Source organism: Telluria sp. AIW5 (genome assembly GCF_056680575.1).
Genome location: NZ_CM155289.1, coordinates 1432826 through 1446234 on the forward strand (window position 1 = coordinate 1432826; position 13409 = coordinate 1446234).

At 66.2% G+C, this 13409-nt stretch carries 13 protein-coding genes; 7 read left to right on the forward strand and 6 right to left on the reverse strand.

What is annotated here, in order from left to right:
* Positions 1-64: 64 nt before the first annotated feature.
* Complete coding sequence (bla, locus tag AC1MEM_RS06350) at positions 65-925, reverse strand: subclass B3 metallo-beta-lactamase (RefSeq protein ID WP_499476049.1); 861 nt, start codon at positions 923-925, stop codon at positions 65-67.
* A gap of 154 nt (positions 926-1079) precedes the next feature.
* Between bla and AC1MEM_RS06355 the strand changes: the two genes are divergently transcribed.
* The 7 genes from AC1MEM_RS06355 to hutI all read left to right on the forward strand — a co-directional run bounded on the left by AC1MEM_RS06355 (position 1080) and on the right by hutI (position 10264).
* Positions 1080-2756 carry an amidohydrolase gene (locus AC1MEM_RS06355; protein ID WP_499476051.1) on the forward strand — a complete coding sequence of 559 codons (1677 nt, stop codon included), beginning with the start codon at positions 1080-1082 and terminating at the stop codon, positions 2754-2756.
* A gap of 191 nt (positions 2757-2947) precedes the next feature.
* Positions 2948-4660 (forward strand): urocanate hydratase, encoded by a 1713-nt coding sequence (gene hutU / locus AC1MEM_RS06360; RefSeq protein WP_499476052.1) that lies wholly within the window; start codon positions 2948-2950, stop codon positions 4658-4660.
* A gap of 15 nt (positions 4661-4675) precedes the next feature.
* On the forward strand, positions 4676-6226 hold the full coding sequence (gene hutH / locus AC1MEM_RS06365) for a histidine ammonia-lyase (protein WP_499476054.1): 1551 nt from the start codon (positions 4676-4678) through the stop codon (positions 6224-6226).
* Positions 6227-6255: 29 nt separating this feature from the next.
* On the forward strand, positions 6256-7044 hold the full coding sequence (gene hutG, locus AC1MEM_RS06370) for an N-formylglutamate deformylase (RefSeq protein WP_499476055.1): 789 nt from the start codon (positions 6256-6258) through the stop codon (positions 7042-7044).
* Complete coding sequence (locus AC1MEM_RS06375; protein ID WP_499476056.1) at positions 7041-8402, forward strand: formimidoylglutamate deiminase; 1362 nt, start codon at positions 7041-7043, stop codon at positions 8400-8402. Before hutG ends, AC1MEM_RS06375 begins: the two co-directional genes overlap by 4 nt.
* A 19-nt stretch (positions 8403-8421) precedes the next feature.
* Complete coding sequence (locus AC1MEM_RS06380) at positions 8422-9027, forward strand: HutD/Ves family protein (RefSeq protein ID WP_499476057.1); 606 nt, start codon at positions 8422-8424, stop codon at positions 9025-9027.
* Complete coding sequence (gene hutI, locus AC1MEM_RS06385) at positions 9020-10264, forward strand: imidazolonepropionase (protein ID WP_499476058.1); 1245 nt, start codon at positions 9020-9022, stop codon at positions 10262-10264. Before AC1MEM_RS06380 ends, hutI begins: the two co-directional genes overlap by 8 nt.
* A gap of 96 nt (positions 10265-10360) precedes the next feature.
* Here the strand turns inward: hutI and AC1MEM_RS06390 are convergent, their stop codons facing one another.
* From AC1MEM_RS06390 to AC1MEM_RS06410, 5 genes are all read right to left on the reverse strand, one after another.
* Complete coding sequence (locus AC1MEM_RS06390) at positions 10361-10540, reverse strand: hypothetical protein (protein WP_499476059.1); 180 nt, start codon at positions 10538-10540, stop codon at positions 10361-10363.
* Positions 10541-10829: 289 nt separating this feature from the next.
* Complete coding sequence (locus AC1MEM_RS06395) at positions 10830-11327, reverse strand: GNAT family N-acetyltransferase (protein WP_499476060.1); 498 nt, start codon at positions 11325-11327, stop codon at positions 10830-10832.
* Positions 11324-12262 (reverse strand): DMT family transporter, encoded by a 939-nt coding sequence (locus tag AC1MEM_RS06400; protein ID WP_499476062.1) that lies wholly within the window; start codon positions 12260-12262, stop codon positions 11324-11326. Before AC1MEM_RS06400 ends, AC1MEM_RS06395 begins: the two co-directional genes overlap by 4 nt.
* 123 nt (positions 12263-12385) lie before the next feature.
* Complete coding sequence (locus tag AC1MEM_RS06405) at positions 12386-12832, reverse strand: outer membrane lipoprotein (RefSeq protein WP_499476063.1); 447 nt, start codon at positions 12830-12832, stop codon at positions 12386-12388.
* Positions 12833-12917: 85 nt separating this feature from the next.
* Positions 12918-13364, reverse strand: coding sequence for an Mpo1 family 2-hydroxy fatty acid dioxygenase (locus AC1MEM_RS06410; RefSeq protein ID WP_499476064.1), 447 nt, complete (start codon positions 13362-13364; stop codon positions 12918-12920).
* Positions 13365-13409 lie beyond the last annotated feature (45 nt).

Genomic DNA, 13409 nt, shown 5'->3' on the forward strand with positions numbered 1-13409 from the left:
CGCAAGCACGCCAACGCGGCGCATGCGTTCGGTGGGCACGGGGCGCCCACCCTACGGGCCAAAGTTAGCGTTTCGCTGCCTCCTTCGCCAGCGTCTGCGCCAGCCTTTGGCGCCCGGTATCGGCATAGCTGACGCAGGCCCCGGGGTTGACAAAGGCGGCATTGCCGAGCTGCTTCTGCTTCGCCTGCCGCTCCAGCAAATCGCTGGAATCCGGGTGCGCCGTCACCAAAATATCGCAGGGCAGGGCGGCCACGCGCGCGATCGAGCGTTCGATGTCGGCCTTCGCGTTCGGATAGACCGTATTGGCGCTGTAGCGGAAGCCCGGTCCGGCGATCGCGTTCAGGCTGTCCGCATACACCATGTTCATCGTCCGGCCGTTTTCAACCGCCTGCCACGTCCAGCTGATGCCGCCCTTCGTGTGACCGGGCGTGTAATTGGCCTTGATCGACAGCGGCCCGAGGTCGACGGTGTCGCCGTCGCGCACGGTGCGTACCGGAGCGACAGGCGTCATGTCGGGCATGTCGTTGCCGAACTGCGGGTCGCCCTTGTCCGTCTTGCCCGATTCCAGCACCAATTTCGCGGCCGGGCTGGTGAGCACCGTGGCGCCGCTCAGGCGCTGCAGTTCGGCAACGCCGCCCACATGGTCGAAATGCTCGTGCGAGGTGAGGATGTAGCGGATGTCTTCCAGCCTGAAGCCGAGCTGGCGGATGTGGGCGGCGATCTGCACGCCCGCTTTCGGGGTGGCGCCATCGATCAGGATGTGCCCGGCAGGCGAGGTGATCAGTACCGAGCTCAGGCCCGCGGTGCCGACGTAGTAGGTGTTGCCGTAGAGCTGGAACGGGTCCTGCGCGCCTTCCCATTCGGCTGGGTAGGCAAAAGCGGGTAAGGCGGCGAGGCAGGACAGCAGGACGGCGATTCGTTTCACGAGGATTTCCCTATTTGGTTGATCGGCTATTGCTCGGCTGAAATCATAACGAAAAAACAGGTGCGCGGGGCCGGCGTCAGTGTCCAAGGGGGAAGGACTTCGCTACACTCATGTTTTGCATTTCATAAACGCATCAACGTAAAACGGAGAGCCCATGCAGCCCAGCCTCAAGCAGTGTTCCGCGTTCGTCCTTGCCGCCCTGGCCGCCTTTGCAAGCAGCGGCGCGCAGGCCGACACGGCCATCGTCAACGCCAACGGATACACGCTCAATGCCAAGGGGGACCTGGTCCAGTTTTCCGCGCTCGCCTTTGACGACCAGGGCAAGATCGTCGCTGTCGGTAGCGCCGCCGAGGTAGCGGCGAAGGCGCCGGGTGCGCGCCAGGTCGATATGGGAGGCAAGACCGTGCTGCCAGGCCTGATCGACGCCCACGGCCACGTATTTGGCCTGGGCCAGATGCTGACCCAGCTCGACCTGTCGCAGACGAGCTCGTTGCCGGATGCCTTGAAAGCGATCGGCGATTACGCACGCGCCAATCCAGGCTCGGGCTGGCTGCGCGGACGCGGCTGGAACCAGGAAAACTGGAAGCTGGGCCGTTTCCCGACGGCGCTTGACGTCGATGCCGTCGTCAGCGACCGTCCGGTCTGGTTCGAGCGCGTCGACGGCCACGCGGGCTGGGCCAACAGCCGCGCGCTCGAGGCGGCCGGCATCACCGACAAGACCCCCGACCCGGCGGGCGGCAAGATCATGCGCGACGCTGCTGGCCACGCGACCGGCGTGCTGGTCGACGCGGCCAAGGAACTGGTGGCGAAGGTCGTGCCGGCGCAAACCGAAGCCGAGGGGCGCATGGCGCTCGATCGCGCACTCGCTGCGATGGCGAAAGTCGGCCTGACCGGCGCCCACGATGCGGGTCTCGGCGTGGCGGAAGACCGCCTGTACCGCGCTTATGCCGACCAGGGGAAACTGACGGCGCGCATCTACGGCATGATCGGCGGCACCCAGGGCGACTTCGACGTGCTGGCCAGGAATGGCCCCCTTAACACCTACGGCAAGGACATGTATGCGCTGCGTGCCGTCAAATTGTATTCGGACGGGGCGCTCGGCAGCCGCGGCGCGGCGCTGATCAAGCCCTACAGCGACGAGCCGCATTCCCACGGCCTGCTGTTCCATACGACCGCCGAGATGGACGCGATGATGAAGAAGGCGATGGCGCGCGGCTACCAGGTCAACGTGCACGCGATCGGCGACGCCGGCAACCATCAAATCCTCGACATCTACCAGAAGGAAGTGGCGGCAACAAAAAGCGCGGCCCAACGCCACCGCATCGAGCACGCCCAGGTCGTGACCCAGGACGACATCAAACGCTTCAAGACGCTCGGCATCATCCCGTCGATGCAGCCGACCCACGCCACCTCGGATAAAAACATGGCGGAAAGCCGCATCGGTCCCGAGCGCATCAAAGGCGCCTACGCCTGGCGCACTTTCCTGCAACAGGGCTCGCGCATCGCCTGCGGTTCGGACTTCCCGGTCGAGTCGCCGAACCCCTTCTTCGGCATCCATGCGGCCGTCACGCGCCAGGACGCGGCGGGCCAGCCAATTGCCGGCTGGTATCCGAACCAGGCGATGTCGCTCAAGGAAGCCTTCCGCTGCTTCACGCTTGACGCAGCCTATGCGGGCCACGCCGAAAACAGCTTAGGCTCGCTGGAGCCCGGAAAATGGGCCGATTTTATTGTGGTCGACCAGGACTTGTTCAAGGTGTCGACCTACGACATTTACAAGACAGGTGTGTTGCAGACCTGGGTTGGCGGCAAGGCGGTGTATCAGAAACAGTAGGAGTGGGAGAACCGCAGGGGGCACCCTGTGCCCACGCGGAACGATGAGCAGTGTTACCCGGCACCACAGCCCGACACGTCAGCGATCAGCCAGTTGATAATATGGATTGACGAGCTTGTATAGACAACTTAGACTCCGAGCATGCCAAGGCGGGCGGTCAGCGTTCGCCCCTTCCCACACCAGGAGCTGCCATGACCCAAGAATCGTCCCCAGTCGATGTCGATCCGCGCTTCGATCCGACGCGCACCATCCGCGCCCCGCGCGGCACTGAACTGAGCTGCAAGAGCTGGCTGACCGAAGCCGCCTACCGCATGCTGCAGAACAATCTCGACGCCGAGGTGGCCGAAGACCCGCAGCGCCTGGTCGTGTATGGCGGCATCGGCCGCGCCGCGCGCAACTGGGAGTGCTACGACCAGATCCTGGCCTCGCTGCGCACCCTGGAGGACGACCAGACCCTGTTGATCCAGTCCGGCAAACCCGTTGGCGTGTTCCAGACCCACGAAAACGCCCCGCGCGTGCTGCTGGCGAACTCGAACCTGGTGCCGAAGTGGGCGAACTGGGAGCATTTCAACGAGCTCGACCGCAAGGGCCTGTTCATGTACGGCCAGATGACGGCCGGCAGCTGGATCTATATCGGCACCCAGGGCATCGTGCAGGGCACCTACGAAACCTTCGCCGAAGCCGGCCGCCAGCACTTCGAGGGCGACTGGGGCGGACGCTGGATCCTGACCGCGGGCCTGGGCGGCATGGGCGGCGCGCAACCGCTGGCCGCCACCTTCGCCGGCGCCGTCTCGCTGACGATCGAATGCCAGCAAAGCAGCATCGATTTCCGCCTGCGCACGCGCTACCTCGACAAGCAGGCGAAGGACATCGACGAGGCGCTCGCCCTGGTCAAGGAGCACACGGGCAAGCGCGAGGCGGTCTCGATCGGCCTGCTCGGCAACGCCGCCGACCTGCTGCCGGAGCTGGTGCGCCGCGCCCGCGCCGGCGGCCTGGTGCCGGACATGGTGACCGACCAGACCTCGGCCCACGACCTGATCCACGGTTACCTGCCGCAAGGCTGGACGGTCGAAGAATGGAAAGCGGCGCAAGCCGATCCGGCGCAGCACGCGCGCCTGAAAGCGGCTGCTTCTGCCTCCTGCGCGGTGCACGTGCAAGCCATCCTCGACTTCAAGGCGCTGGGTTCGCACGCGGTCGACTACGGCAACAACATCCGGCAAGTGGCACTGGACGAGGGCGTCACGAATGCCTTCGATTTCCCCGGTTTCGTGCCGGCCTATATCCGCCCGCAGTTCTGCGAAGGGCGCGGGCCGTTCCGCTGGGTGGCGCTGTCGGGCGACCCGGAAGACATCTATAAAACGGATGCCAGGATCAAGGAGCTGTTCCCGCAGCATGCGCAGGTGCACCGCTGGCTCGACATGGCGCGCGAACGCATCGCCTTCCAGGGCCTGCCGGCGCGCATCTGCTGGCTGGGACTCGGCGAACGCCACATCGCCGGCCTCGCCTTTAACGAGATGGTGAGAACCGGCGAACTGAAAGCCCCGATCGTGATCGGGCGCGACCACCTCGACACGGGTTCCGTCGCCAGCCCGAACCGCGAGACCGAGAGCATGCGCGACGGTACCGACGCCGTCTCCGACTGGCCGCTGCTGAACGCATTACTGAATACCGCCGGCGGCGCGACCTGGGTGTCCTTGCACCATGGCGGCGGCGTCGGCATGGGCTACTCCCAGCATTCCGGCGTCGTCATCGTGGCCGACGGCACGGACGCAGCCGCGAAACGCCTGGCGCGCGTGCTGGTCAACGACAGCGGCTCGGGCGTGATGCGCCACGCCGACGCCGGCTACGAATCCGCCATCGCCTGTGCCAAGCGCACCGGCCTGAATCTCCCCATGATCAAGTAATAAAGGCAGTACAAAATGAATGACGAATCACACCACGGCTGGATCCTGAACCCCGGCGCCATGACCCTGTCCGACCTGCGCGCGGCCTGGGCCGCGCACTTCCCGATCGCCCTGTCGCCTGACGCCGCGGCGCCGATCGCTGCCTCCGCCGCGCTGGTGAAAACCATCGTCGACAAGGGCGACCCGGCCTACGGCATCAACACCGGTTTCGGCATCCTGGCCAAGGCCCATATCCCGAACGAGCAGCTCGAGCAGCTGCAGCGCAACCTGATCCTGTCGCACGCGGTCGGCACCGGAGAATTGCTGTCGGACGCGGTCGTGCGGCTGATCCTGCTGACGAAAATCGGCAGCCTGGCGCGCGGCTATTCGGGCGTGCGCCCGCTGATCATCGACACCCTGATCGCGCTGTACAACGCCGGCGTGATGCCGGCCATCCCGGCGCAAGGCTCGGTCGGCGCCTCGGGCGACCTGGCGCCGCTGGCGCACATGACGCTGGCGATGCTCGGCGTCGGTCCGGTGCGTTACAAGGGCCAGGTCATGGAGGCCAGCGAAGCGCTGGCCGCGGCCGGTGTCAAGCCGGTCACGCTGGCCGCGAAAGAAGGCCTGGCCCTGATCAACGGCACCCAGGTATCGACGGCACTTGCTTTACACGGCCTCTTCAGGGCCGAGCGCCTGGTGGAAGCGGCCATGGTCACCGGCGCATTGTCGGTCGACGCCGCGCGCGGTAGCGATGCGCCCTTCGACGCGCGCATCCACGCGGTGCGCGGCCAGCCGGGGCAGATCGCCGCCGCCGCCATCTACCGCGAACTGGTGGCGGGCAGCGCGATCCGCGCTTCGCACCTGGTTGGCGACGAACGGGTGCAGGATCCGTACAGCCTGCGCTGCCAGCCGCAGGTGATGGGCGCGGTGATGGACCTGGTCGCCAATGCCAGCCGCACCTTGCTCATCGAAGCGAATGCCGTCACCGACAATCCTTTGCTCTTCCCTGACGACGGCGCGATTGTCTCGGGCGGTAACTTCCACGCCGAGCCGGTCGCCTTTGCGGCCGACACGCTGGCCCTCGCGATTGCCGAAATCGGCGCGCTGGCCGAACGCCGCATCGCGCTGCTGATCGACGCGAACCTGTCCGGGCTGCCCGCCTTCCTGGTGCGCGAGCCGGGCCTGAATTCGGGCTTCATGATCGCCCACGTGACGGCCGCCGCGCTGGCCTCGGAGAATAAATCGCTGGCCCATCCGGCCAGCGTCGACAGCCTGCCAACCTCGGCCAACCAGGAAGACCACGTCAGCATGGCGACCTTCGCGGCGCGCCGTCTCGACCAGATGGCGCACAATACGGCGGTTATTGTCGGGATCGAGCTGCTGGCGGCGGGGCAGGGGATCGAGTTCCATCGGCCCCTGGCGAGTTCGGAACACCTGGAACACGTGCATGCGCAACTGCGCAAGCGCGTGGCGCCCTTCGACGCCGACCGCTTCTTCGCGCCCGATATCGAAGCGGCGCGCCAGATGGTGATCGCGGGCGAGCTGTCCGCATCATGCAAGGAACTGTTCGCGGTACTGCACCCTTAACTCAGTTTTTACTCAGCACAGGAGCCGTAATGGATTTCCGGTTCAAGGCAGGCGATGCACCGATGCTGCTGTCGATGCCCCACGTGGGCACCGACCTTCCCGACGAGGTGGCCGCGCACCTGGCGCCCTGCGCGCTGGCGAAAGCAGACACCGACTGGCACCTGGCCGAACTCTACGAAAGTGCCGACCGCCTCGGCATCTCGACGCTGGCTGCGCGCTGGTCGCGCTATGTCATCGACCTGAATCGCCCGCCCGAGAATACGAATTTGTATCCGGGCCTGGACACGACCGGCCTCTGCCCGCTCGACACCTTCGGCCGCGAAAGCCTGTACCAGGAGGGGCGCATACCCGACCAGGCCGAGGTGGCGCGCCGCCTGGAACGCTACTGGCAGCCCTACCATCACCAGCTGCGCGCGGAACTGGCGCGCCTGCTGGCGCTGCACGGACGCGTGGTGCTGTGGGACGCGCATTCGATCGCCTCCCGGGTGCCGCGCTTTTTCGAGGGTCGTTTGCCCGACCTGAATTTCGGCACCGCCGAGGGCAAGTCCTGCGATCCGGGCCTGGAGAATGCGGTCATCGATGTCGCGCGCGCCCAGGACCGCTTCAGCATCGCCGTCAACGGCCGTTTCAAGGGCGGCCACATCACCCGTTTCTACGGCCAGCCGCGTGAGGGTATCCATGCGATCCAGCTCGAGATGTGCCAGTGCCTGTACATGGACGAAGCGCCGCCTTTCGCCTACCGGCCCGAGGTCGCGGCCGAGGTCCAGCCGCTGCTGGCCGACATGATGGGGGCGGCACTCGACTGGGTGCGCGCATGAACGCCCTGTTCGCGCGCCACGCGCTGCTGCCCGAGGGCTGGCAGGGCGACGTGCTGATCGAATGGGATGCGCGCGGCAACCTGACGCGGGTGCAGCCGGGCGCGCGGCCGCCGATCGGCGTGGCGCGTGCCGAATACGTGGTGCCGGGCATGGTCAACCTGCATTCGCACGCTTTTCAGCGCGCGCTCGGCGGCCTGACCGAAAAGGCGGGCGATGGTCCGGACAGCTTCTGGACCTGGCGCGACCTGATGTACCGCTTCGCCGCCAACATCACGCCGGAGCAGGTCGAGGCGATCGCGGCCCAGCTGTTTTCGGAATGCCTGCGCCATGGCTATACGGCCGTGTGCGAATTCCATTACATCCAGCGCGACCCGGGCGGCGCCCTGTATGCGCGTCCGGCCGAGATGGCGGAACGGGTGGCTGCCGCCGGCCAGCAGGCCGGCATCGGGCTGACGCTGCTACCGGTTTTATATAGCCACAGCGGTTTCGGCGAGCAGCCCCTGAAACCTGGACAAGGCCGCTTCAGGACCGACGTCGATACCGTGCTGCGCATCGTCGAGGCCCTGGAGCCGCTGCGCGGCGGCCAGCTGGAAGTCGGCGCGGCCCCGCATTCGCTGCGCGCGGCAGGCATCGACCAGATCCGGGAACTGGCCGCCATGCTGCCTGTGGCACGCCCGCTGCACATCCACATCGCCGAGCAGCAGGCGGAAGTGCAGCAAAGCCTGGACTTCAGCGGGCGCCGCCCGGTCGACTACCTGTTCGACCAGCTCGCCATCGACGCGCGCTGGTGCCTGGTGCATGCGACCCACCTGAACGACACGGAACTGGGCTACCTGGCACGAAGCGGCGCGGTGGCCGGCCTCTGCCCGACGACCGAGGCCAACCTGGGCGACGGCCTGTTCCCCCTTGGCGACTACCTGGCCGCCGGCGGACGCTGGGGCATCGGCAGCGACAGCCATGTCTCGCAGAGTCCGGTCGAAGAACTGCGCTGGCTCGAATACGGCCAGCGCCTCGTTCACCAGCGCCGCAACGTCGCGGCCACGCCAGCGCGGCGCGACGTGGCGCTCAACCTGTGGCAGGATGCACTCTCCGGCGGCGCCCAGGCGGCCGGGCGCCAGGTCGGGGCGCTGGTGCAGGGCCGGCGCGCCGACCTGCTGGTGCTCGACTGCGCCCATCCGAACCTGGACGGCGCGATCGACGCCGACGTGCTGGGCCGTCTGGTATTCTGCGGTAACGACAACCTGGTGCGCGACGTGCTGGCCGGCGGACGCTGGGTCGTGCAGGGCGGGCGCCACATGGCGCAGGAAGCGATCGGGCGCCGCTACCGGCAAGCCATCCAACGATTGCGCGAAGTATGAGCATGAGCGAGGTAAGAGCATGAACATCCTGATTCCGTTTGCCGGCCTGTCGGCAGTCCCGTGGAAGAACGGCGGCGGCAGCACCACCACCATCGCGATTGGCCCGCCCGAGTCCGGCTTCGAGGATTTCGACTGGCGCGTCAGCCTGGCCACGATTTCCGAGGACGGGCCGTTTTCTCGCTTTCCCGGCGTGGACCGCACGCTGGCGCTGGTCGACGGCCACGGCATGACGCTCGACATCGACGGCACCGAACGCGTGATCATCTGCGAGAGCGGCCCGGTGCTCGCCTTCGACGGCGATTCGGAAGTCAATGCCAAGCTCAATCGCGGCCCGACCACCGATTTCAACGTCATGACCCGCAGCGACCGCTGCTATCACCAGTTCGGGCGGCGCCGCCTGGCCGGCAAATCGCGTTTCGTGGCGCGCGCCGACCTGACCCTGCTGTTCCTGGCCGAGGGCGATACCCTGGAAATCGCCAGCGACGCCGAGCGCATCAACATGGTGCGCTACGACGCGGTGCTGTTCGATCCGGGCACGATCTGGTCGATCGAGGCCAACCAGGCGGTCATCTTCATTGTCGATATTTTCTATTACAACGAGGAAGAGGAATACGAAGATGAGTGAGCGCCACGGGCCGCGCTTTGACGCGGTGTTTGCGAACGTGAACCTGGCCACGATGGTCGATGGCCTGGGCGACCTCCTGGACGGCGCGATCGCCGTGCACCATGGCCGCATCGCCTGGCTGGGGCCGCGCCGCGAAGCGCCCCGTGCCGCCGTCATCCACGACTGCGACGGCGCCTGGCTCACGCCCGGCCTGGTCGACTGCCACACCCACATCGTCCATGCCGCCAACCGCAGCGACGAATGGGAAGCGCGCCTGGAAGGGGCCAGCTACGAGGACATCGCCCGCAACGGCGGCGGCATCATGTCGACCGTGCGCGCGACCCGCGCCGCCAGCGTCGTCGACCTGCTGCGCGAAAGCGCGCCGCGCGTCTCGCAACTGCTGGCCGAAGGCGTCACCACCCTCGAAATCAAGTCCGGCTACGGCCTGAACCTGCAAGGCGAGGCGAATTTGCTGCGCGCGGCGCGCCGCATCGGCGAGCTGCTGCCCGTCAAGGTGCGTACCAGCTTCCTGGGTGCGCACGCGCTGCCGCCGGAGTTTACCGGCCGTCCCGACGACTACATCGCCGAAGTGGCCGAACGCATGCTGCCGCTGCTGGCCAAGGAAGGCCTGGTCGACGCGGTCGACGCCTTCTGCGAACATATCGGCTTCAGCTACGACCAGACCGAACGGGTGTTCGCCGCCGCCAAAAAGCTCGGGCTGCCCGTGAAACTGCACGCCGAACAGCTGTCCGACCAGCGCGGCGCCGAACTGGTGGCGCGCTACCGCGGCCTCTCGGCCGATCACCTCGAACACCTGACCCCGGCCGGCGTCGCCGCCATGGCCGCCGCCGGCACGGTCGCCGTGCTGCTGCCCGGCGCCTGGTATTTCCTGCGCGAGACGCAGGCGCCGCCGATCGCCGCCCTGCGCGAGGCCGGCGTGCCGATGGCGGTGGCCACCGACTGCAATCCGGGAACGTCACCGCTCAGCTCGCTCCTGCTGGCGATGAACATGGCCTGCACCATGTGGCGCCTGACGCCCCGCGAAGCTTTATTCGGCGCCACCGTCAACGCGGCGCGGGCGCTCGGCCTGCAGGATCAGATCGGTACTCTGGAGGTGGGCAAACGCGCTGACTTCGCCCTGTGGGACATCAAACGGCCGGCGGAGCTGGCGTATGCGATCGGGTTCAATCCCTGCCAGGCGGTGGTGAATGGCGGCGTGATGCGCGCGCGCGACGTCGGCTTGCCGGCGGGGTTTTAAACCGTCAGTCCACCATTGCGGGAGCAGGGGAACGAGCTGTCTTCCAGCTTGATAAAATCGTGTAAGCGGCGGATGCGTATCGCCTGCGGGACATCATCACAGCGACTGCAGTTTGGAGCGCGTCGCCGACACCGCCCGATGCAGCATGCGTTCCGCATGAAAATCGTTCTCGCGCTGGGCGGCGATGGCCTGCAGGCTGCGCGTGTAGTTATCGAGGCGGGAGCGTAGCCACGCCTTGTAGAGCCGGGAAGCAATCGGTTTCAGACTTGGTTTCATGGTGTCCCCTTGTGCGAAGAGCACATTGTCCGGGACGCCACTTCCTTGCATTTGTGATCACTCAATCGTGCGACGGCGGCCGCTGATGCTTGATCCGGGTCAACTCGCTCATCTCCAGCTCGGTAATTATAGGTATCAGACGATCCGTAAGAGAGGTAAGAAATTGTAAGAACGCCAGCTTCCAGCGATCTCACCCGGCTATAGTGAAATCGTTGATTTCCAGTCTCCCCTCCCCATTGATACAATGGGTTCGCCCACGGCGCTTCACAGCCCCGTGGGCTTTTTATTCTTAATCCGCCCGGCGCGCGAGGTGGTCGAGCGCTTCGCCGGTAACGCGGCAGATGCGCCATTCCGGCAGGATCTCGGCGCCCATCGTCTTGTAGAAGCCGATTGCCGGCTCGTTCCAGTCCAGCACCGACCACTCGAAGCGGCCGCAGTTGCGTTCTACGGCCAGCTGCGCGAGGCGCGCCAGCAACTGGCTGCCGTAACCCTTGCCGCGGTGCGATTGGCGCACGTACAGGTCTTCGAGGTACAGGCCCTTCCTGGTGAGGAAGGTCGAGAAATTGTGGAAGAACAGGGCAAAGGCGACGACTTCGCCGTTTTCCTCGCCGACGATCGCTTCGCAGGCCGGACGGGTGCCGAACAGGCCCTCGTGCAGCAGCTCTTCGGTGGCGACGACCATGTGCTCGAGTTTCTCGAACACGGCCAGCTCGACAATCATCGAGTGGATGTGGGTGACGTCGGCAGGTTCGGCGGGACGGACGGAAAAGTGGGTAGCAGCGGTCATTGGATTTCGGTTGCGTTGTTCAAAGTGACGATGTGCACGGGTTTGGCTGCGGGTGCGCGCAGGGCCCAGGCCACGCTGGCCAGGCAGAGGATCATGCCGAAGAATTCGACGGGACCCGGGCGGTAATGTTCCAGCTTGATCGACAGCAGCACCGACAGCACCGGCGTGATGACGCCGATGTAGACGGCTTTCTGCGGCCCGATACGGTTGATCAGGGTGAAATAGGCGAGGAAGGCGATCACCGAGCCGAAGATCGACAGGTAGAGCAGGCCCAGCGTGTACGAGACGGTCGGCGGCGCCATGAAGCGCTGCCCGGTGGCGACAACGTAGACGACGACCAGCAGCGTGCCCCAGAACATCGACCAGGCAGTGGTGAGCATCACGTTGCTCGACTGCTGGCGCACCTTGCCGACCACGATGCTGCCGGCCGAGCTGGCAATCGTCGCGACCAGGGCGAGGATCACGCCGAGCAGGAAATGGCCGCTGCCCCCCGACTGCACGTCGCGCCAGGCGGCGCCGATCGAGTGATAGAAGAGCAGGGCGACGCCGCCGGTGGCGACCGCGCCGGCGCCCCAGGTGCGCGGCGCGATCGGCGTGCCGTGGAAGATGCGGCTCAGCACCGGCGTCCAGAACACCATCAGCGCGAACAGCACGGCGACCAGGCCCGAGACCACGACTTCCTCGGCCTGGTAGGTGCAGATATACGACAAGCCGAAGGTGGCCATGCCCTGCAGCATCAGCCACTTCTGGGTACGCCAGGGCAGTTGCAGTTTGAAACCGCGGCCGAGGCAGATGGCGAAGAGCACGCTTGACGCCAGCGCGAAACGGTAGACGACGGAGACCGCCGGCGGCACCTCGCCCAGCTGCAAGGTGATGGCAAAGAAGGTCGAGCCCCAGATCAGCGAGGCGAGCGTAAACAGGACGGGAGAAGACATCGCGGAAGTATACGTGCTTTCCCCGTTTCCTGCCGTCTACAAATTGGAAAAACACGCGCCCGCGGCGGGCTGCTTGCCCCCTTGTGGCGATGCCGCATCAACCGATACGGCGCACCGGACCGATCAGTGTGTCACGCGCGTCATGTAGCCATTGCTCAGCAGGCGCACGCGCTCGCCGGGACGGAACATTTCATCCGCCGCCTGGGTGACGGCGCGCAGTTCGCCGCTGTCGAGCTTGACGGTGATTTCGAAGCCGGGACGGTTGTTGGCGTTCGCCTCGACCCGCTGGCCGATCAGGCCGCCTGCAATGGCGCCGAGGATGCCGACCGCCGCGGAACCGTTGCCACGGCCGGCCTGGGAACCGGCAAGCCCGCCCAGCGCCGCGCCGCCCATCGTGCCGACGCCCGATTCCGGATTCACGATGACGACATTGCGAATCGACTCGACCGTGCCGGAGCGCACGACCTGTTCATTTTGCGTCTGGTAGCTGCGGTAGACGTTGCCGGAGGGCGGCGCCGCGGCGCAGCCGGCCAGCAGGGCCGCAAGGATGAGGGTGGAACCGGCTTTCATGACAGCCTCCGAAAAGCGCATGCGTTGTCGGAAGCTTACTCCTCCAAAGCGGCCCGCGCCGCACACGCCGGTGCGGCAGGCCCGCTCAATACGCGAGGTTCAGGCGCCGGTACAGGAAGCCCAGCACGAACAGCGGCCCGATCAGCAGGAAGCGCAGGTCATCCAGGAAGGACGGCTTCTTGCCCTCGATCTTGTGGCCGATGAACTGGCCGATCCAGGCGACGACGAAGACGGCGATCGACAGCGGCAGCACGGTCAGCGGCGGCATCGCCGCCAGGATGGCGAGCATCAGGATCGACATCGCCAGCATGCCCACGGCGAACGGCTTCGACAGCTGCAGGTAATACCACATCGCCCCGGCGACGGCGGCCAGCGCGACGACCGGATGCAGCGACCAGAGGATGCCGAGCAGGGAAAACACGATCACCGGCACGCAGACGAAGTGAATCAGCTCGTTGGTCGGGTTGCGGTGGCTCTCGCTGTACTGGGCGAGCAGGGCGTCGATGTTGCGCGACCGTGCGGTCTGGTCCATGGGGGTCTCCGGTTGGAATTGTTATGCGAAAGATTCTACACCCGG